The 20,412-nt window shown below is 71.3% G+C and carries 18 protein-coding genes; 12 read left to right on the top strand and 6 right to left on the bottom strand.

Features of this window, described 5'->3' with window-relative positions:
* Nucleotides 1-162: 162 nt before the first annotated feature.
* From GA0074694_RS04915 to GA0074694_RS04885, 7 genes are all read left to right on the top strand, one after another.
* Nucleotides 163-471, top strand: coding sequence for a YbaB/EbfC family nucleoid-associated protein (locus tag GA0074694_RS04915; protein ID WP_218105696.1), 309 nt, complete (start codon nt 163-165; stop codon nt 469-471).
* Nucleotides 472-481: 10 nt separating this feature from the next.
* Nucleotides 482-1,075 carry a recombination mediator RecR gene (gene recR / locus GA0074694_RS04910; RefSeq protein WP_088981675.1) on the top strand — a complete coding sequence of 198 codons (594 nt, stop codon included), beginning with the start codon at nt 482-484 and terminating at the stop codon, nt 1,073-1,075.
* Nucleotides 1,076-1,394: 319 nt separating this feature from the next.
* On the top strand, nt 1,395-3,059 hold the full coding sequence (locus tag GA0074694_RS04905) for an ABC transporter substrate-binding protein (protein WP_091453089.1): 1,665 nt from the start codon (nt 1,395-1,397) through the stop codon (nt 3,057-3,059).
* Between the two features lie 74 nt (nt 3,060-3,133).
* Nucleotides 3,134-4,138: an ABC transporter permease gene (locus GA0074694_RS04900; protein WP_091453085.1), complete on the top strand. Its 1,005-nt coding sequence runs from the start codon at nt 3,134-3,136 to the stop codon at nt 4,136-4,138.
* Complete coding sequence (locus tag GA0074694_RS04895) at nt 4,135-5,106, top strand: ABC transporter permease (RefSeq protein ID WP_091453083.1); 972 nt, start codon at nt 4,135-4,137, stop codon at nt 5,104-5,106. The genes GA0074694_RS04900 and GA0074694_RS04895 overlap by 4 nt, the downstream gene beginning before the upstream one ends.
* 60 nt (nt 5,107-5,166) lie before the next feature.
* Nucleotides 5,167-6,195 (top strand): ABC transporter ATP-binding protein, encoded by a 1,029-nt coding sequence (locus GA0074694_RS04890; protein WP_091453080.1) that lies wholly within the window; start codon nt 5,167-5,169, stop codon nt 6,193-6,195.
* The gene (locus GA0074694_RS04885) at nt 6,192-7,295 is read left to right on the top strand and encodes an ABC transporter ATP-binding protein (RefSeq protein WP_091453076.1); all 1,104 of its coding nucleotides are present in this window, start codon (nt 6,192-6,194) and stop codon (nt 7,293-7,295) included. The genes GA0074694_RS04890 and GA0074694_RS04885 overlap by 4 nt, the downstream gene beginning before the upstream one ends.
* Before the next feature lie 169 nt (nt 7,296-7,464).
* On the opposite strand, the gene GA0074694_RS32580 is transcribed toward GA0074694_RS04885, so the two are convergent.
* Nucleotides 7,465-7,875, bottom strand: a complete 411-nt coding sequence (locus tag GA0074694_RS32580; protein WP_342670917.1) for a hypothetical protein — start codon at nt 7,873-7,875, stop codon at nt 7,465-7,467.
* Nucleotides 7,872-8,525: an HNH endonuclease family protein gene (locus GA0074694_RS04875; RefSeq protein ID WP_091453073.1), complete on the bottom strand. Its 654-nt coding sequence runs from the start codon at nt 8,523-8,525 to the stop codon at nt 7,872-7,874. Before GA0074694_RS04875 ends, GA0074694_RS32580 begins: the two co-directional genes overlap by 4 nt.
* Before the next feature lie 414 nt (nt 8,526-8,939).
* Here GA0074694_RS04875 and GA0074694_RS04865 point away from each other — a divergent pair, with 414 nt between their 5' ends.
* Nucleotides 8,940-10,400 (top strand): MFS transporter, encoded by a 1,461-nt coding sequence (locus GA0074694_RS04865; RefSeq protein WP_091453066.1) that lies wholly within the window; start codon nt 8,940-8,942, stop codon nt 10,398-10,400.
* Nucleotides 10,401-10,499: 99 nt separating this feature from the next.
* On the opposite strand, the gene leuA is transcribed toward GA0074694_RS04865, so the two are convergent.
* A complete protein-coding gene (gene leuA, locus GA0074694_RS04860) occupies nt 10,500-12,191 on the bottom strand; it encodes a 2-isopropylmalate synthase (protein ID WP_245714715.1) in 1,692 nt (563 codons plus the stop codon).
* Between the two features lie 481 nt (nt 12,192-12,672).
* Complete coding sequence (locus GA0074694_RS04855; RefSeq protein ID WP_176737777.1) at nt 12,673-13,494, bottom strand: hypothetical protein; 822 nt, start codon at nt 13,492-13,494, stop codon at nt 12,673-12,675.
* A 229-nt stretch (nt 13,495-13,723) separates the two neighbouring features.
* Here GA0074694_RS04855 and GA0074694_RS04850 point away from each other — a divergent pair, with 229 nt between their 5' ends.
* Entirely contained in the window at nt 13,724-14,989 is a 1,266-nt protein-coding gene (locus GA0074694_RS04850) for an aspartate kinase (protein ID WP_091453063.1), read from the top strand.
* A 5-nt stretch (nt 14,990-14,994) separates the two neighbouring features.
* Nucleotides 14,995-16,056 (top strand): aspartate-semialdehyde dehydrogenase, encoded by a 1,062-nt coding sequence (locus GA0074694_RS04845; RefSeq protein ID WP_091453060.1) that lies wholly within the window; start codon nt 14,995-14,997, stop codon nt 16,054-16,056.
* A gap of 169 nt (nt 16,057-16,225) precedes the next feature.
* Here GA0074694_RS04845 and GA0074694_RS04840 read toward each other — a convergent pair whose 3' ends face one another.
* Nucleotides 16,226-17,650 (bottom strand): GGDEF domain-containing protein, encoded by a 1,425-nt coding sequence (locus GA0074694_RS04840; RefSeq protein WP_176737776.1) that lies wholly within the window; start codon nt 17,648-17,650, stop codon nt 16,226-16,228.
* A gap of 215 nt (nt 17,651-17,865) precedes the next feature.
* On the opposite strand from GA0074694_RS04840, the gene GA0074694_RS04835 reads away from it, so the two are divergent.
* Nucleotides 17,866-18,546: a histone deacetylase gene (locus tag GA0074694_RS04835; RefSeq protein ID WP_245714542.1), complete on the top strand. Its 681-nt coding sequence runs from the start codon at nt 17,866-17,868 to the stop codon at nt 18,544-18,546.
* Between the two features lie 501 nt (nt 18,547-19,047).
* Nucleotides 19,048-19,248, top strand: a complete 201-nt coding sequence (locus GA0074694_RS04830; protein ID WP_091453054.1) for a hypothetical protein — start codon at nt 19,048-19,050, stop codon at nt 19,246-19,248.
* A 92-nt stretch (nt 19,249-19,340) separates the two neighbouring features.
* Here GA0074694_RS04830 and GA0074694_RS04825 read toward each other — a convergent pair whose 3' ends face one another.
* The gene (locus GA0074694_RS04825; protein WP_218105638.1) at nt 19,341-20,138 is read right to left on the bottom strand and encodes an alpha/beta fold hydrolase; all 798 of its coding nucleotides are present in this window, start codon (nt 20,136-20,138) and stop codon (nt 19,341-19,343) included.
* Nucleotides 20,139-20,412 lie beyond the last annotated feature (274 nt).

Below are 20,412 nucleotides of genomic sequence, written 5' to 3'. Positions count from 1 at the left end.
CGGCGGGTCTCCTCTTGTCGACCTGGCGTGATGATCCTCCGGGACGCGCCGCGGGGCAAAGTACCGCGCGGGGCGACGCTGCTCACAGCGGTTAGGCTGGCGGCGGCCGAGTGGGACGAGTGCGAGAAGGAGCCATCCGTGCGCCCAGGTGGACAGCCGAACATGCAGCAGATGCTGAAGCAGGCGCAGAAGATGCAGCAGCAGATCGCCCAGGCCCAGGCCGAGCTGGCCGAGGCGGAGCTGACCGGCACTGCCGGCGGTGGCCTGGTCACCGCGACCGTCTCCGGCTCCGGTGAGCTCAAGGCGATCCGGATCGACCCGAAGGCGGTCGACCCGGAGGACGTGGAGACCCTGGAGGACCTCGTCGTCGCGGCCGTGCACAACGCCACCGAGGCCGCCCGGGAGCTGACCGAGCAGAAGATGGGCCCGGTCACCGGCGGCATGGGTGGCCTCGGCCTGCCCGGGTTCTGAGCCGCCGCGCATGTACGAGGGTGCCATCCAGGATCTGATCGACGAGCTGGGACGGCTGCCGGGCGTCGGCCCGAAGAGCGCCCAGCGGATCGCCTTCCATGTCCTCTCCGCGGACCCGGCCGACGTCAACCGGCTGGCCGGGGCGTTGCGGAAGGTCAAGGAGCTGGTGCGGTTCTGCACGAGCTGCTACAACGTCGCCGAGTCCGAGCAGTGCCGGATCTGCCGCGACCCGCGCCGTACCGACGAGGTGCTCTGCGTGGTCGAGGAGCCCAAGGACGTCGTGGCGATCGAGCGGACCGGTGAGTTCCGGGGCCGCTACCACGTGCTCGGCGGGGCGATCAACCCGCTGGAGGGGATCGGCCCCGACAACCTGCGTATCCGGGAGCTGCTGGCCCGGCTCGGCACCGGCACCGTCCGGGAGTTGATCCTCGCCACCGACCCGAACACGGAGGGTGAGGCGACCGCGACCTACCTCGCGCTGATGGTCAAGCCGATGGGTATCGCGGTGACCCGGTTGGCCAGCGGCCTCCCCGTCGGCGGTGACCTGGAGTACGCCGACGAGATCACCCTGGGGCGCGCGTTCGAGGGCCGTCGCGCCGTCTGAGACCGTCCGCCGTGGACCGGCGTCGCCCACCCCGGTGACGTCGGTCCACTGTGGCGGGACCGGTCCGTCCGGGTCTGACATGACCGGGATGGGCTCGACATTCGATGTAACAAATCCGCATAGGTGAACCGGGGCGAAACGCCACATTCCAGGGCGGAAAACCGGAGTATCCGGCGCGCGTCGCAGCGGTAAAGACACGATCCGGTACCAACAGCTTCGTCAATAGTTCCGGGGAAGTCCGAACGGCGGCTAAGGTCACCGCCATCGGTGACCCCTGTCACCAGGTTGTCCGTACCCCCTAGGACGAGGTGAAGCACCCATGCGTGCACCCAGGTCGAAGGCCGCGCTGGCGGCCGTCGCGGCCGCGGCCCTCGCGGTAGCAGGCTGCGCCGAGAGCGACCGCGGCGACGATTCCGGCGGTAGCAAGAAGGACACTCTCGTTTTCGGCGTCGCCGGAGACCCGAAGGTGCTCGAGCCCAGCTTTGCCAGCGACGGTGAGTCGCTGCGCATGGCGCGTCAGGTCTTCGAGACCCTGGTCCGTCCGGAGGAGGGCGGCACCAAGGTGACCCCCGGCCTGGCCGAGTCCTGGACCCCGGACGCGGCTGGCACGACCTGGACCTTCAAGCTCCGCTCTGGAGTGAAGTTCCATGACGGCACCGACTTCAACGCCGAGGCCGTCTGCGTCAACTTCAACCGCTGGTACAACTCCAAGGGTCTGATGCAGAGCCCGGACGTGACGCCGTACTGGCAGGACGTCATGGGCGGCTTTGCCAAGAACGAGGACCCGGAACTGCCGCCGAGCCTCTTCAAGTCCTGCACCGCCAAGGACGCCACCACGGTCGACCTGGCCTTCACCCGGGTCTCCAGCAAGATCCCGGCCGCCCTGATGCTGCCGTCGTTCTCCATGCACAGCCCCAAGGCGCTGGAGCAGTACGACGCGAGCAACGTCGGTGGCACCGCCGAGGACATCAAGTACCCCTCGTACGCGATGGAGCACCCGACCGGCACCGGTCCGTTCAAGTTCAAGTCCTGGGACGTCGCCAACAAGACGCTGACCCTGGAGCGCAACGAGGACTACGCCGGCAACAAGGCCAAGCTGAAGACCCTGATCTTCAAGACCATCTCCGACGAGAACGCGCGCAAGCAGGCGCTGCGCTCCGGCGACATCCAGGGCTACGACCTGGTCGGCCCGGCCGACGTCGAGCCGCTGAAGGGCGAGGGCTTCAACGTCCTGACCCGCCCGGCCTTCAACATCCTCTACCTGGCGATCAACCAGAAGGGGAACCCGAAGCTGGCCGACGTGAAGGTCCGGCAGGCCATCGCGCACGCCCTGAACCGGCAGGCGCTGGTCGACTCGAAGCTGCCCCCGGGCGCGAAGGTCGCGGAGAACTTCCTCCCGGACACCGTCGAGGGCTGGAACGGCAACGTCACCAAGTACGACTACAACCCGGAGAAGGCCAAGGCGCTGCTGGCCGAGGCGGGCGCGACGAACCTGACCCTGCGCTTCCACTACCCGACCGAGGTCACCCGGCCGTACATGCCGAACCCGAAGGACATCTTCGAGCTGCTCTCGGCGGACCTCCAGGCGGTCGGCATCACCGTCCAGCCGATCCCGCTGAAGTGGAGCCCGGACTACCTCAACGCCACCACCTCGGGCAGCGCGCACGACATCCACTTCCTCGGGTGGACCGGTGACTACGGCGACGCCTACAACTTCATCGGCACCTTCTTCGATCGGCCGAAGGACGACTGGGGCTTCACCAACAAGGCGCTGTTCGACAAGTTCCAGAAGGCCGACACCACCGTCGACATGGGCGCCCGGGTCGAGCTCTACAAGGAGCTGAACGCGGACATCATGACGTTCCTGCCGGGTGTGCCGATCTCGCACTCCCCGCCGGCGATCGTCTTCGGCAAGGACGTGACGGGCGTCAAGGCGAGCCCGCTCACCGACGAGCGGTACTCCACCGCCGAGTTCAAGTCCTGACCTGACGCAAGGAACGCGGGCGGGCGCTGGTCACAGCGCCCGCCCGCATCCCTCCGCACCCCTTCGAGGCCGCCGTGTTCCGGTTCATCGTCAGACGCCTGCTCCAGCTGATACCCACGCTGTTCGGGCTCTCCATCCTGCTCTTCATCTGGTTGCGCCGACTGCCCGGCGGTCCGGAGACCGCGATCCTCGGTGAGCGGGGCACACCCGAGATGCGCGCCGCGATCCGCCGCAACCTCGGTCTCGACGAGCCGATCCTGGTGCAGTACGGCACGTTCATCCGCCGCATGGTCCGGCTCGACCTCGGCACCTCGACCTCCACCAAGCGGGAGGTCACCACCGAGTTCCTCCAGCGCTTCCCCGGTACCGTCGAGCTGACCGTGATGGCCATGATCATCGCGATCGGCGTCGGCATCCCGCTGGGCTACCTGGCCGCCCGCCGTCGCGGCCGGCTCCTCGACCACCTGTCGGTCGGCGGCTCGCTGATCGGTATCTGCATCCCGGTCTTCTTCCTGGCCTACGTGCTCAAGGCGATCTTCGCGGAGAACCTGGGCTGGTTCCCCTCCAGCGGCCGGCAGGACCCGACCATCGAGGCGACCCGGATCACCAACTTCTTCGTCCTCGACGGACTGATGACCCGCGAGTGGGACGCCGCCGCGGACGCGCTCTGGCACCTGGTGCTCCCCGGTCTCGCGCTGGCGAGCATCCCGCTGGCCATCATCGTCCGGATCACCCGGGCCAGCGTCCTGGAGGTGCTCGGCGAGGACTTCGTCCGGACCGCCGAGGCCAAGGGCCTGACCGAGAACGTGGTCCGGCGGCGGCACGTGCTGCGTAACGCCATGCTCCCGGTGGCCACCTCGATCGGCCTGCTCGCCGGCGGTCTGCTCTCCGGTGCGGTGCTCACCGAGACCGTCTTCGCCTTCAGCGGCATCGGGGCGTTCGTCGCCGAGTCGATCAGCCAGCGCGACTACCCCGTACTCATGGGCTTCATCCTGATCATCGCGGTGGTGTACGTGCTGGTGAACCTGATAGTCGACCTCTCCTACAGCCTGATCGACCCGAGGGTGAGGGTGCGATGACCGTCACCACGGGCAAGAAGCGCGACAAGATCGACCGGCTCGCCGAACTCGCGGCCGTCCGCGACGACGAGCGTGGTGTCAGCCTCTGGCAGGAGGCGTTCCGGCGGCTGCGCCGCAACCCCGCCGCCATCGTCGGCGCGGTGATCCTGGCCCTCTTCGTCCTGGTCGCGGTCGTCGGGCCGTTCTTCGTGCCGTACGGGGCGACCGAGTCGATCGGCATCCGGGAGGGTGTGGTCAAGTCCGGGCAGGGCATCATCCCCGGCCCCTCCGGTGACCACTGGCTCGGCTACGACCACCAGGGTCGGGACGTGTTCAGCCGGATGGTCGTCGGCGCCCGGCAGACGTTGCTGGTCGGCGTGGTCTCCACGCTGATCGGGCTCGCGGTCGGCGCGCTGATCGGCGGCATCGCCGGGGCCTCCGCCGGCCTCGGCGGGCGCTGGGGCCGCTGGGTGGACAGCACCCTGATGCGCTTCGTCGACATGCTGCTGGCCCTGCCCAGCCTGCTGCTGGCGGTGAGCGTCGCCGCGCTGCTCGGGGCGAGCCTCACCACCGTGATGATCGCGGTCGGCGTGGTCTCGGTGCCGGTCTTCGCCCGGCTGCTGCGCGGCTCGATGATCTCCCAGTCCAACAGTGACTACGTGCTGGCGGCGACCTCCCTCGGGGTGAAGCGGTCGCGGATCGCGCTGACCCACGTGGTGCCGAACTCGCTCGCCCCGGTGATCGTCCAGGCCACGCTGACGCTGGCCACCGCGATCATCGAGGCCGCCGCACTCTCCTTCCTCGGCCTGGGCAACCCCGACTCGACGATCCCCGAGTGGGGGGTGATGCTCGCCGACGCGCAGCCGTACCTGGGCATCCGGCCGGCGCTGGCGATCTACCCGGCGGTCGGCATCATCGTCACCGCCCTCGGCTTCACCCTCCTCGGTGAGGCGATGCGCGAGGCACTCGACCCGAAGCTGCGGAAGTAGCGAGGTGGTTGACATGTGTGAAGCGCCGCGAGCCCCGCAGTCGCGAACGGGAGATCAATAATGGCACTGCTCGACGTGGACGACCTCAGCGTCACGTTCTCCCGTCGCGGCCAACGCACCGTGCACGCCGTCGACGGGGTCTCCTTCTCGGTCGACGCGGGCGAGGTGGTCGGCCTGGTCGGCGAGTCCGGCTGCGGCAAGAGCGTCACCTCGCTGGCGATCATGGGTCTGCTGCCGAAGCAGCGTGGCACCCGGATCGGTGGCAAGGCCGTCTTCGACGGCACCGACCTGATCCAGCTCGACGACCGGTCCCGGCGCGACATCCGGGGCCGGGACGTAGCGATGATCTTCCAGGACCCGCTCTCCTCGCTGAACCCGGTGATCCCGATCGGGCTCCAGGTGACCGAGGTGCTCACCCGGCACCGGGGCATGAAGGGGGACGCGGCGGCGAAGGAGGCCGCCGATCTGCTCGACCGGGTCGGCATCCCCGACCCGCGACGGCGGCTCAAGGAGTACCCGCACCAGCTCTCCGGCGGGATGCGTCAGCGTGCCCTGATCGCCATGGCGGTGGCCTGCAAGCCCCGGCTGCTGATCGCCGACGAGCCGACCACCGCCCTCGACGTGACGATCCAGGCGCAGATCCTGGAGTTGCTCAAGGAACTGGTCCGCGACTCGGGCACCGCACTGGTGATGATCACCCACGACCTCGGCGTGGTCGCCGGCATGTGCGACACGATCAACGTGCTCTACGGCGGTCGGGTGGTGGAGACCGCCCGCCGCCGGCCGCTGTTCGCCCAGCCCCGGCACCCGTACACGGTGGGTCTGCTCGGTTCGGTCCCGCGCCTGGACGCCGGGCGCGGCGAGCGTCTCACCCCCATCCCCGGCTCGGTCCGCGACCTGCTGCCCTGGCCGGATGGGTGCGCGTTCGCCCCACGCTGCGCCCGGCGGATCGACGCCTGCGTCGGGGAGCCGCCCGAGATGGTGCCGACCCACGACGGCCGTAGCTACCGTTGCGTCAACCCGGCCCCGCTGCCGGGCAGCGCACCGGCGGTGCCCGGCGACATCCGCCGCGAGGAGGACAAGGCGTGACCGAGAACGAGATCCTCGTCGAGGTACGCGACCTTAAGGTGCACTTCCCGATCACCAGGGGCGTGCTCTTCGACCGGGTGGTCGGCCACGTCAAGGCGGTCGACGGGGTCGACCTGGACATCCCCCGGGGCCGGACGTACGGGCTGGTGGGGGAGTCCGGCTGCGGCAAGTCCACGCTCGGTCGGGCGCTGCTCCAGCTCACCCCGCCCACCGGTGGCAAGGTGACCTTCGACGGCATCGACCTGACCCGGATGGCCCCGAACAAGCTGCGCGGCATGCGCCGCCGGATGCAGATGATCTTCCAGGATCCGATGTCGAGCCTGGATCCCCGGCAGAACGTCGAGTCGATCCTCACCGAGGGGCTGCACGCCCACGGCATCGGCGAGAGCCGGGACGAGCGCCGGCGGGTCATCAGCGAGACGCTGGACGCGGTGGGGCTGCCCCGGTGGGCGCTCTCCCGCTACCCGCACGAGTTCTCCGGTGGCCAGCGGCAGCGCATCGGCATCGCCCGGGCACTGGTGCTCGGTCCCGAGCTGATCGTCGCCGACGAGCCGGTCTCCGCCCTGGACGTCTCGATCCAGGCGCAGGTGGTGAACCTCCTCGACGAACTCCAGGACAACCTCGGCCTCACCTACCTGGTGATCGCGCACGACCTCGCGGTGGTGCGGCACATCTCCGACGTGGTGGGCGTGATGTACCTGGGCGCGCTGGTCGAGGAGGCGCCGAGCGACCGGCTCTACAGTGAGCCGCTGCACCCGTACACCCGGGCGCTGATGTCGGCGGTACCGGTGCCCGACCCGGACGTGGAGGACCGGCGGGAGCGGATCCTGCTCGCCGGTGACCTGCCCTCGCCGGCCAACCCGCCGTCCGGCTGCCGGTTCCACACCCGCTGTCCGTGGGCGCAGCCGACGCGGTGCGCCGAGGAACGTCCGGTGCTGCGGCAGATCGGCCGGAGCCGGGTCGCCTGCCACTGGGCGGAGCGGATCGCCAGTGGCGAGCTGCGCCCGCACCGGGTGGACGCCGAACTCGTCCGCCCGGCCGACGAGGGCGAGGCACCCGGGGTGGTCTCCGCTCCCACCGAGCCAGGCTCGTACGTGTGAGGCGGTGCTCGTACGTGTGAGGCGGTGCTCGGACGTGTGAGGCGGTGCTCGTACGTGTGAGGTGGTAGCAGGGGACCCTTGTTACCGTTTTCTGCGGAGGAAGGGTCCCCTGCAACCACCCGGCCGGCAAGCCGGCGGTGCGGCCGCGCAGCGCGTGACGGGCGAGTATTCAGCCCTCGGGTCGGTGGAGCAGCCCCACGGCGAGACCGTGCACGGCATCCAGCCCCGACACGTCCGGCAGCGCCACCCGGCCGCCGGTCACCGTGTACCACTCGTCGGCCTCCCGGTACTGCACCCGGAGGGTGACCTGACCGGCGGCGAACTCGGTGCGCAGGGTCAGCTCCCCGGTCACCACGCCCACCTCGTCGGTCATCACCCCGCCGGGGCCGGGCACGATGTCGGCGCTCCGGCTCTCCGGCGCACCACCCGCAGCCGCCGGGGCGGCGTCTGCCGCCTGAGCCGCCGGGACGGCGTCTGCCGCCGGAGCTCGGGTCGTCCCGTTCTCCGCCGGAACTGGTGGAGTCCCGTTCTCCGTCGTGGCCGCCGTCGTCCCGGCCTCGGTACCGGACCGCTCGCTCACACGCACTCCTCCAACATGTCCGCCAGGGCGGCCTTCTCGGCGCTGGTCACCGAGAGCTGCCAGTGGTGCTTGACCGTCACCCAGCTCTCGGCGTACTGGCACCAGTACGAACGGTTCGCCGGCTTCCACTGCGACGGGTCCTGGTCACCCTTTGCCCGGTTGGAGGAGGCCGAAACCGCGATGAGCTGCGGCCGGGTCAGGTCGTTGGCGAACTCGCCCCGCTGCGTGTCGTCCCACTCGGCCGCGCCCGAGCGCCACGCGTTCGCCAACGGCACCATGTGGTCGACGTCCACGTCGGACGGGTCGGTGAAGGCGCGGTTGTCGTACACGCTCTCCCAGCGGCCGGCGACCACGTTGCAGCCGGAGCGTTTGATGTCGCTGCCGTCCCGCTCGAGGACGCTGTCCCGGACGTCGCAGTTCTTGCCGGTGTCCCGCCAGTGCGGGAACCGTTCCCGGCTGTAGCCCCGCATCGAACCGGCCTTCGCCACGGTCAGGGTCTCCAGCTTCTCGCTGGCGTTGCCGCCGCTGCCGGGGGGCGGGGCGTCCGGTTCCGCCACGGTGCCGCAGCCGGCGGCGCCGAGAGCGAGCACCGCGACGAACGCGGTCGCCGCGAGGGCACGGGGTCCTGTTCTGGTACGTGGAGACGACACCCTTTTAGCTTGCGGGGTTTCCGGGGATCCGCACGGCAACGACGGTGCGGCTTCGGCGTTTCGTGGCAACTCTCATATCCGAGGAGGCAGATTGGAGACCTTGGCATCCTCCCCGCCCCGGAGGGCGGGGATCCTCCGGGCCGTCCCGGGGGTTCCTGCTTCGTCGCCGACCGCCCGTCCGGGAGGAGTCCCGTTGAGGTCCTACACCGGCTCCACAGGCAGCAGCCGCCAGAATGTCACGCGCCGCGTTGACGCCGCGGTCCTCCCAGCGCAGGGACACGACCCACCGCCCCGCGCTGTCGCGGGACACCGTCACGGTAAACGGGGTGAACTCGGCCGACACCCGCGAGCGCCCGTAGGAGGTTCCGTTGCCCTCCCTGGCCTGCTGGCCGGGGTACCCACGGGAGGGATTCGATGACCACCCCCACCCTGCGCACGGGCACTGCCGCCGGAAGGGGAACCCTGCTCGCCGCGATCCTCGCCTCCGGCATGGTCTTTCTGGACGCGACCGTGGTGAACGTGGCCCTGCCCCGGCTCGGTGAGGATCTCGGGGCGACCGTCGCCGATCTCCAATGGACGATAAACGGCTATGCGTTGATGCTGGCCGCGTTCGTCCTGCTCGGCGGGGCCCTCGGCGATCGCTTCGGACGCCGCAGGCTCTTCCTGTACGGCGTGGTCTGGTTCGCCGTCGCCTCGGCGCTCTGCGGCCTGGCCCAGGGCACCGGGTGGCTGGTCGTGGCCCGGATCCTCCAAGGGGCGGGTGGCGCGTTGCTCACCCCCGGCTCACTCTCGGTGCTCCAGGCGAGCTTCCATCCGGACGACCGGGGCCGGGCGATCGGCACCTGGGCCGGCCTCTCCGGCTTCTCCACCGCGCTCGGCCCGCTCGTCGGCGGATGGTTGATCGACACCCTCTCCTGGCGGTGGATCTTCCTGGTCAACGTGGTGCTCGCCGTGCCCCTGGTGCTGGTCGCGCTGCGGTGGATGCCGGAGAGCCGGGACGAGGACGTCTCCCGGCGCGGCGCGCCCGGAAAGCGCCACCGGTTCGACGTGCTCGGGGCGCTGCTCGGCGCGCTCGGCCTGGCCGGTGTCACGTACGCCCTGATCGACGCCCCCGGGCGTGGCCCGACCGCCGCGCCGGTACTGGGCGCGGCACTGGTGGGGGTGGTCGCCGCAGCGGCCTTCGTCCTCGTCGAGCGGCGACGCGGGGACGGGGCGATGCTCCCACCCACCCTGTTCCACAGCCGGCGCTTCACCGTGCTGAACGTGTTCACCGTGGCGGTGTACGCGGCGCTCGGTGGCTTCAGCTTCTTCCTCGCCGTCCACCTCCAGAACGTGGTCGGCTGGTCGGCGCTGCGGACCGGTCTGGCCACCCTGCCGCTGACCCTGCTGCTCCTGGTCGGCTCGGCGCGGGCCGGGGCGCTCGCCGGCCGGATCGGCCCCCGGCTGCCGTTGGCCGTCGGGCCGGTGCTCGCCGCCCTCGGTCTGCTGGTGCTGCGCGGGGTCGGGCCGGGTGCCTCGTACTGGACGGACGTGCTGCCCGGGGTGACCCTGTTCGGCCTGGGGCTCACCCTGGTCGTGGCGCCGCTGACCGCCTCGGTGCTGGCCGCGGTCGCCGACCGCTTCGCCGGGGTGGCCAGTGGCTTCAACAACGCCGCCTCCCGGGTCGGCGGGCTGCTGGCGGTGGCCGCGCTGCCGCTGCTGGTCGGCCTCTCCGGCACCGGCTACGAGCAGGCCGCCGAGCTGACCCATGCGTACCGGGGCGCACTGCTCTGGAGCGCGGGGCTGCTGGTGGCCGCCGCCCTGCTGGCCGGGCTCCTGCTGACCGGTGCCCCGGCCACCGGATCCGCCGCAGCCCCGGAGGGGAGGCGGGACTAGGTCCCGTCCCGCGGCATCCCGGCCGCCGGGGACGGGTGATGCCGAGCCCGACCACCGTGCTGGCGGGCCCCCGCGTGCTGGCGGGAGCCAGCCAGCAGCTCAGTGGCGGGCGCGGTTGACCGCGCCGGTCACCGCCTTCACCGAAGCGGTGACGATGTTCGCGTCCATGCCGACGCCCCAGACGGTCCGGCCGTCGACCTCGCACTCGACGTACGCGGCGGCCTGGGCGTCGCCACCGGAGGAGAGGGCGTGCTCGTGGTAGTCGAGCACACGCACCGCCACGCCGAGGGACTGCAACGCGTTGACGTACGCGTCGATCGGGCCGTTGCCGACCGCGGTCAGGGCCCGGCGCTCCCCGCCGAAGTCGACCTGCGCGGAGATCTCGACCTTGCCCTCGGTGGTGCCGATCGTGTAGTCGGCCAGAGCCACCACCGGCGCGGTCTGGTAGTCCACGAGGTAGTGGCCGGCGAAGATGTCCCACATCGTGGCAGGGTCGACTTCGCCACCGTCATGGTCGGTGACCTGCTGGACCACCCCGGAGAACTCGATCTGGAGCCGACGGGGCAGGTCGAGCTGGTGCTCGCTCTTCATGATGTACGCGACGCCGCCCTTGCCGGACTGCGAGTTGACCCGGATGACCGCCTCGTAGGTGCGGCCCAGGTCCTTCGGGTCGATCGGCAGGTACGGCACCGCCCAGGCGAAGTCGTCGACCGGCACTCCCGCCGCCGCCGCGTCCGCGTGCAGCGCGTCGAAGCCCTTCTTGATCGCGTCCTGGTGGGATCCGGAGAAGGCGGTGTAGACCAGGTCCCCGGCGTACGGGTGGCGCTCGTGCACCGGCAGCTGGTTGCAGTACTCGACGGCCCGCTTGATCTCGTCGATCCGGGAGAAGTCGATCTGCGGGTCGACGCCCTGCGAGAAGAGGTTCAGTCCCAGCGTCACCAGGTCGACGTTGCCGGTGCGCTCGCCGTTGCCGAAGAGGCAGCCCTCGACCCGGTCCGCGCCGGCCAGCAGGCCCAGTTCGGCGGCGGCCACGCCGGTGCCCCGGTCGTTGTGCGGGTGCAGGCTGAGCACCAGGCTGTCCCGCCGGGGCAGTCGGCGGTGCATCCACTCGATCGAGTCGGCGTACACGTTCGGGGTGGCCATCTCGACGGTGGCCGGCAGGTTGATGATCAGCGGTCGGGTCGGCGTCGGGTCGACCACCTCGATCACCGCCGCGCACACCTCCAGCGCGTATTCCAGTTCCGTGCCGGTGTACGACTCGGGGGAGTACTCGTAGAAGACGTCGGTGTCCGGGGTGTGGATCTCGGCGTACTTCCGGCAGAGCCGGGCGCCCTGCGTGGCGATGTCGGTGATGCCCGCCCGGTCCAGGCCGAACACCACCCGGCGCTGGAGCGTCGAGGTGGAGTTGTAGAAGTGCACGATCGCCCGCTTCGCGCCGCGCAGCGACTCGAAGGTCCGGTCGATCAGGTGTTCCCGGCACTGGGTGAGCACCTGGATGGTGACGTCGTCGGGAATCAGGTCCTGCTCGATGAGCTGCCGGACGAAGTCGTAGTCGGTCTGGCTCGCCGACGGGAAGCCGACCTCGATCTCCTTGTAGCCCATCTGGACCAGGAGCTGGAACATCCGACGCTTGCGCTCCGGGGACATCGGGTCGATCAGGGCCTGGTTGCCGTCGCGCAGGTCGACCGCGCACCAGCGCGGGGCGGCCTCGATGTGCCGACTCGGCCACTGCCGATCCGGCAGGTCGACCCGGAACTGCTGGTGGAACGGCTGGTAGCGGTGGTACGGCATGCGGCTGGGCTGCTGCCGGGCGATCGGGTCGGCGACGGTCGGGTCGGGGCCGGTCGGGTCGGTCGTGGCGGGGTCGACCGTCACCCGGTGCTCGGACTCGACGTCGTTGGTGCCTGCGGACTGGGCCATGGCGGAATGCTCCCGTTGATCATGTGACGTCAGCGTCGAAAGGTCGGCGACAGTGCCGACGAGCGGTGTCGGACCTGGATCGGTCCGGACGAATTCGGTGTGCTGGACGGCGCGCGTCAGACCCGCGACGAGGTGCCGGCCGGATGGGCCTCGTCGCGGCAAGGAAGGAGGAGGCTCGCCTGCCACATGATATTGGTGACCCTACGTGATCAGATCGGCTCGCGGAAATGACCTTCCGGACTTTGAGACGCAGCTGACAGCGCCAGCTCAGCCGAGCCTTCCCTGCCGCGTCACCCGCCCGAACGGAAGGGTGACAAGTCGTGGGCAACCGCACCCGTACCGTGATGGTTGCTCACGGTGTCGTGGTGGGTTCCGTGCCCGACTCGCCCGGGGTGGGGGCGGCGGCCTCGACCGGTTCGCCCTCGGTCACCGGGCCGGCCAACTGCACGGTCGCCGGGGCGGGACCGGGCGGGCCGGCCAACCGGAGCGTCCCGAGGGCCGTCCGGACGGCGGTCGGCGTGCCGTCCGTGTCGTAGCAGTAGATCCCCACGTCCAGCGGCGGATTCAGCGACGCCGAGGTGGACTCCACCGAGTAGCAGGTGCCGGTGGCACCGGGTAACGGCCGGCTGACCGAGACCGCGAGCGGAGCCTGGCGGTCGGTGAGGACGTCGAGCCAGTCGGTGAAGGGGTGCTGCACCCGGGGATCCAGACGCCGGGGGATCGTGTCGTCCGGGTCGCCGAGGCGTACGCAGCCGGCCGGCCCGGGGCGGGTCGCCGAGGGCAACGCGCATTGGAAGAACCCCTCGGCGGTGCTGACCAGCGCGACGTCCACCGTGCCGCCGAGCGCCCAACCCGGGACGTCGACCCGCCAACTGCCGTCGTTGGCGCTGGTCACGATGATCGTCCGGGTGGATCCGTCCTCGGCGGTGAGGGTGTACCGGGCGGTGAGGTGGCGGTCCTGCGCCGCTGCCGCGAGGGCGGCCAGGTCGTCGCGCGCGCCGTCCGCGCGGGCAGGTGTCGGGCTGCCCCCGGCGGGCTCGGGTGGTTCGGTCGGGGGCTCCTCCGAGGTGCAGCCCGCCAGGGAGACGCTGGTGGCGAGCAGGAGGGGGACGGCGAGCGCGAGCAGGACGGTCGGTCGGCGGCGCGCGGCGTGGAGGTGGACACCGGTAGGCACCCGCCCATTCTCCGGTCCTGCCCCGTCGTAGGGGACCCCGCAGGGCCATGGGGCGACGGCGTGTCGCGCGTGCGACCGATGTGGCGTGGGCCGCTCCCGGCCGGATCGTGGGATCACCTGACCTGCCGGAGAGGGCCGCCGGATACCCTGGGGAGGTCTGACCCGCGCCGCCGGCCACTCACCCGGCGGCGTCGGCACGCTCAGGGCTGCTGGGAGGGAGTGCGCCGTCGTGGCACTCGTGGTGCAGAAGTACGGCGGGTCCTCCGTCGCCAACGCGGAGCGGATCAAGCGGGTGGCCGAACGGATCGTCGCCGCGCGCAAGGCCGGCGACGACGTGGTCGTCGTGGTTTCCGCGATGGGGGACACCACCGATGAGTTGCTGGACCTGGCCAACCAGGTCAGTCCGCTCCCGCCGGGGCGGGAGCTGGACATGCTGCTGACCGCCGGGGAGCGGATCTCCATGGCACTGCTCGCCATGGCCATCCACAACCTCGGCTACGAAGCCCGCTCGTTCACCGGTTCGCAGGCCGGAGTGATCACCACCTCGGTGCACGGCAAGGCGCGGATCATCGACGTCACCCCGGGCCGGCTCAAGGGCGCGCTCGACGAGGGCGCGGTGGTGATCGTGGCCGGTTTCCAGGGCGTCTCCCAGGACACCAAGGACGTCACCACGCTCGGCCGGGGCGGCTCGGACACGACCGCCGTGGCGCTCGCCGCCGCACTCGCCGCCGACGTCTGCGAGATCTACACCGACGTCGACGGGGTCTACACCGCTGACCCGCGGATCGTGCCCAACGCCCGGCACATCACGCAGATCACGTACGAGGAGATGCTGGAACTGGCGGCCTGTGGGGCGAAGGTGCTCCACCTGCGCAGCGTGGAGTACGCCCGCCGGGCGGGGTTGCCGATCCATGTCCGTTCGTCATACTCGACCAATACCGGCACCATGGTCACCGGATCGATGGAGGACCTCTCTGTGGAGCAAGCACTGATCACCGGGGTCGCCCACGACCGCAGCGAGGCGAAGATCACTATCGTCGGGGTGCCGGACGAGCCGGGTGCGGCCGGCCGGATCTTCGACACCGTGGCCGGTGCCGAGATCAACATCGACATGATCGTGCAGAACGTCTCGACCGAGGGCACCGGGCGGACGGACATCTCGTTCACCCTGCCCAAGACGGACGGCCCGACCGCGATGGCCGCACTCAACAAGATCCAGGAGTCGGTCAAGTTCAAGGGCCTGCTCTACGACGACCACGTGGGCAAGGTGTCGCTGATCGGCGCGGGCATGCGCTCCCACCCGGGCGTCGCCGCCGGGTTCTTCGCCGCCCTCGGCGCGGCCGGGGTCAACATCGAAATGATCTCCACCTCCGAGATCCGGGTCTCCGTGGTCTGCCGGGACAGCGACCTCGACGTGGCCGTCCGGGCCATCCACGACACCTTCGAGCTCGGTGGCGAGGAAGAAGCCGTCGTGTACGCGGGAACGGGCCGGTAACGCCGATGGCGTCGCTGCCCACCCTCGCCGTGGTCGGGGCGACCGGTGCGGTCGGCACCGTGATGTGTGAACTGCTCTCGGCCCGCAAGAACGTCTGGGGCGAGATCCGGCTGATCGCCTCGGCGCGGTCCGCCGGGCGGCGGTTGCGCTGCCGGGGCGAGGAACTGGTCGTCCAGGCGTTGACGCCGGAGGCGTTCGACGGCGTCGACGTCGCCATGTTCGACGTGCCGGACGAGGTCTCCGCCGAGTGGGCACCGGTCGCGGTCAGCCGGGGCGCGGTCGCGGTCGACAACTCCGGGGCGTTCCGGATGGACCGCGACGTTCCGCTCGTGGTTCCCGAGATCAATCCGGAGCAGGTGCGGAACCGTCCCAAGGGGATCATCGCCAACGCGAACTGCACCACCCTCGCGATGATCGTCGCCGTCGCGCCGCTGCACCGTGAGTACGGCCTGCGCGAGCTGGTGCTCGCCTCGTACCAGGCGGTGTCGGGGGCGGGGCAGGCCGGCGTGGACACCCTGCACACCCAGCTCGGCAAGATCGCCGGGGACCGGGCGCTCGGCTCCCGTCCGGGCAACGTCCGCCAGGCGGTCGGGGACGAGCTGGGCCCGTTCCCCGCGCCGCTGGCGCTGAACGTGGTCCCCTGGGCCGGCTCGCTCGCCGACGGCGGCTGGTCGTCCGAGGAGATGAAGATCCGCAACGAGTCGCGCAAGATCCTCGGCCTGCCCGACCTCAAGGTCTCCGCCACCTGCGTACGGGTCCCGGTGGTGACCGGGCACTCGGTGGCCGTACACGCCGTCTTCGCCGCCGAGGTGGACGCCGAGGGTGCCCGCGAGGCGCTGCGCAACGCGCCCGGGGTGATCCTGGTCGACGATCCGGCCTCGGGTGAGTTCCCGATGCCGATCGACGCGGTCGGCACCGACCCCTCCTGGGTCGGCCGGATCCGTCGCGCCCTCGACGACCCCCGGGCCCTGGATCTCTTCGTCACCGGCGACAACCTGCGCAAGGGGGCCGCCCTGAACACCGCGCAGATCGCCGAGCTGCTCGCCGCTGAGTTCCGCACCCGCTGAGTTCCGCACCCGCTGAGTTCCGCACCCGCTCAGTTCCGCACCTGCTGAGCGGCGGCCGCCGCTCTGTCGGGTGGTAGCAGGGGACCCTTGTTACCGCTTTTTGATGAGCAGGGGTCCCCTGCTACCACCTCAGGCGTGCAGGTGCTCAGGCGTGCAGGTGCTCAGGTGCTCAGGCGGCGGCGAGTTGGACGCCGTCGCGCCCCCGGCGCTTGACCGCGTAGAGGGCCTGGTCGGCGCGGCGAAGCGTCGACTCGGGAGACTCCCCGCGCCGGGGCAGGGCGACCCCGACGCTGATCGTCCGGCCGATGCCCCGGGCCGCCTGGGCGAGCCGTTCGGCGATCCGGACCGCCTCGTCCGGACGGCTGACCTCGATCACCGCCACGAACTCGTCCCCGCCGACCCGGTACAGCTCGTCCCCCTGGCGCAGCGCGGCCTCCAGGGCCCGGGCGAGCCTGATCAGCACCCGGTCGCCCGCCTGGTGGCCGTACGTGTCGTTGACGCTCTTGAAACCGTCGACGTCGATCGCCAGCAGGGCGGTACGCCCCGGCGTGGCGGTGGCGATCCGCTCGCCGAACGGTCCCGTGTGCCGCAGCCCGGTGAGCGGGTCGGAGCTGGCCCGCTCGCGTAGCCGGGCCAGGGTGCGCAGCCGGTCCAGGCAGGTCCATGCCTGGCCGGCCAGCAACTCGATCAGGTTGACCGTGGTCGGGTCCGGCCGGAGCAGCCGTTCGTCGGCGACGAGCAGGACACCGCCGTCATCGGGCGGCCCGACCGGCGCGGTGATCAGCGTGCGGACCCCGGCCCGGGCCAGCGGCTGATGGTCCTCGACCGGCGGGTTTCCGGCCTCGCCCAGGGTGTAGCCGGCACCGTACCGGTGTGCCCGGCTCATCATGCGGCCCAGCGGCTCCGGACCCGCCTCGACCAGTTCGGCCCGCACCCGGTCCTCGAGGTCGCCCGGCGCGCGGGGCGGGGAACCTGCTCCCGGGGGAGCGTCATGCTCGTCCCGGCGCGGGTGGTCACGCCCGAGCCGGGGACCGTCCGGGCCGGGCAGGACCAGCACGGCCGCGGAGAGTGTGGAGACGTCCCGGGCCGCGTAGATCGCGGCGGTCGTCAGCTCCCACTCGGTGGGGGCGGCGGTCAGCGCGGCGGCGTGCCGGAGCATCTTCTCGCTGCGCGTCTCGGCCGGTGGACCGCCCAGTGCCACGATCCGCGCGCCGAGCCGGTTGGCGACCCGCTCGGCGGTCTCCCGCCACGGGCCCAGCTCCACCGGCTGGCACCACTGGAGGTCCAGCACGCCGAGCGGCTGGCCCGCCGGGCCGACCACCGGTACGCAGACCTCGGCGGTCACGTCCGGCCGGATGGGCAGGTAGTCCGGGTCGTCGGCGACCCGGGCCACGGTGACCCCGCTGCCCGAGGCGTAGACCCGGCCGACGATTCCGGCCTTCGGTGGCACGGTGGCGTAGACCTGCCAGGAGCCGGTCGCCGCGACGCAGCGCAGCCGGTCGTGGACCTGGAGCAGGACGGAGATGGTCGCCGGGGCGTACCGGGAGAGGGTGCTGACGGTCCACTGGCACGCCTCGACCGCGGTGGACGCCATCGGGAGGCGCACCGTGACGTCACGGATGACTCGGTCCAGGTCCACGGGGGCGTCGTTCCAGGTCGGGGGGCGGGTGAGCGGCCACGGGCCGTGCGACCAAGGGTACCCAGGAGGGGATGACCGCCCGGCTGCTCGTACACACGTTCTATCCACAGGCTGTGGACGCAGCCTGTGGACGCCGGCGGTGGTTACCGTGGGCGTACGGGGAGGTGTCGATGTCGTCGGACCTGGTGTGGTACGTCGCGTACGGCTCGAACCTGCACGCCGCCCGGCTCGGCTGCTACCTCGGCGGCGGGCGACCGCCCGGCGGGCTGCGGACGTACCCGGGATGCCGGGACCGGCGTCCGCCGCGCCGCAGCGTTCCGGTCCTCCTTGCCGGCGGGATCTACTTCACGGGCGAGTCGCGGGCCTGGACCGGTGGGATGGCCTTCTACGACCCGGAGCTGCCGGGCACGGTCGCCGCCCGGGCGTACCTCCTCACCGCCGGGCAGTTCGCCGACGTCGCCGCGCAGGAGATGTACCGCCCACCGGGCGCGGACCTGGCGCTGCTCGCCGCCGCCGTGAAACGGGGCGCGGTGGCGGTCGGTCCCGGCCGGTACGAGACCCTGGTCTGTGCCGGGGACCGGGAGGGGTACCCGCTGCTGACGTTCACCGCACCCGGGCGGGCCGGCGACGTCCCGTGGAACCCGCCCGCCGCGGCGTACCTCGGTGTGCTCGCCGCCGGGCTCGCCGAGTCGCACGGCTGGACCGCCGACCGGATCGTCGAGTACCTCGCGGCGCGACCCGGGGTGGCCGGCCACCGGGATCCGGCTGCCCTGGCCGGGACGGTCCGGTGCGCGACGGCCCGCCCCGGCGCCGGCCCGGTCCCACCGGCGGGCCCGCCATGGCCCGGCTGACCGTCGATGCCGTATCGTCGTTTCCTCGCGTGTCCACAGTCGACACACGTCGGCGACGTGGGCGCCATCGCACAGTCCGATGGCAGGAACCGCGTTGCGCGCGCGTACCGGCGGCGGGGGTGTTCCTGCCGGAATCACGGCGAGGATGCATCCACCTGCGCATTGTCCTGGGAATCGCGTACCCAAAACCGGTTCGCAAAGGTCGTCGGCGTGGTCACACCCGCCGCCCCGCCCCCTCTTTCCTGGCCGTCGACAGGCGCCCTGGCGGGGGTTTACCGGTGCCGACCTGCACGATCACCCTCAGTGCATAGGTGTGCGCCGATCACCTGTGTCATATGGGCCGTTCGGTTGCGGTTGATCAACCGCCTAGTTGTTAGTTGCCCTCGCAGCTTTCTTACTGTCCACGACTGGTATCACCATCGATAGCCTCAGGCATTCTCGCGGAAACGCGGGATCCCGTGCCGGCGGGAGCGTCGCCGGCCCTCGGAATGTGGGGGAATCGTGAACACCAGCCTGAACGACGAGAACCTTCCCATCAACAGGCGCATGCCTTCTGCGGGGCGTTGGGCGCTGCGCGACCTGGAAGCCCGCGACCAGCGGGACGCCGGCCGCTTCGGCCCGTCCGACGATGGCGGCGATCCCGTCATCGAGAACCCGGCCCGGCCGTACCGCGGCCCGGGCGGCAGCTACGCCTGCCGCTGACCTGGCGGAAGCCACCGCCGCGCCGGCTCTGACGGGAGGCCGGCGCGGCGGTCCCCACCCGAACCGGCGGTCACCGGAGGGGGAACCGCCGGTCACCCGAGGAGGAACCGGCGCAGTTCGACGGCGAGGTCGGCCGGAGGCACCTCGTGGTACCCGCCGGTCATGCTGAGCCGCCGGGCCCCGGGAACCGCATCGGCCGTGCGGTGGGCCGCCTCTCGTAGCCAGTCCGGGCTCGCCGTGCTGTCGACCACCAGGGTGGGCACCGTGACGGCGGCCAGCTCGTCCCGGGGAAGGGCACCGTCGGCGGTGATCGTGAGGTCGTACACCAGGGTGTGTGCCATCCGCTCCAGGAACGGCCAGCTCGGGTCGTTCCGCATGCCGGCCGCCTGTTCGGCCGACAACCCCACCGCCGAGGTCATGAAGAGTTCCACGGCCTCCGCGCGGCGGTCCGCCGCGATCAGCTCGGCCAGGGTGGTGGAGATGTCCGGTCGGGAACCGGCGTTCCCCTCCACCGCGAAGGGCGGCTCGAAGAGGGCGAGGCCGGTGACCGGCAGCCCCCGGGCGGTGGCCCGGGCGGCGAGGATCGCCCCCGACGAGAGCCCGTAGACGTACGCCGAGCCGCCGGCCGCCCCGATCAGTGCCGCGAGGTCGTCGACCTCCCGGTCGACCGCGTACGGCAGGGTGTCCCCGCTGTCGCCGCGCCCCCGACGGTCGTAGGCGTACGCGGTGAAGTGCGGTGCCAGGGCGGCGGCCAACGGCCGCGCGGTCGTCCGCTCGTTGAAGGCACCACCGACCAGGACGATCGGCGGCCCCTCCCCGGAGGTCTCGTAGGCGATCGTGGTGCCGTCGGCGGAGCGCACCGTCCGCACGGGCCGGTTCGTGGTGGTCACCCGCCCTTTCTACCGCGCCGGTACGACAACCGTCCGCGCCCGCCGCGCCGGCACCGCTCCCGCCGGCGTGCGGCAGCCCGCCGGTCGAGGGGGACAAGCCGGGGTCACCCGCCCGTCATGCCGGGACCGCCCGACCGACCGCCGGAGGTGGCCGAACGTATCCGTAGCTCCGCTGTACTCGACCGGTCGACCGATCGCGGCGCGGATGAGAGTCTGTCCCAACAGGACGGTGCTCCCAGTGCCACAACCTGCGAGCGACTACTGCAACGGTACG

It is taken from the genome of Micromonospora inyonensis (genome assembly GCF_900091415.1).
GTDB classification, from domain to species: Bacteria; Actinomycetota; Actinomycetes; order Mycobacteriales; family Micromonosporaceae; genus Micromonospora; species Micromonospora inyonensis.
Note: the sequence above shows the minus strand (reverse complement) of the source record. Positions and strands in the feature narration are given on the sequence as shown.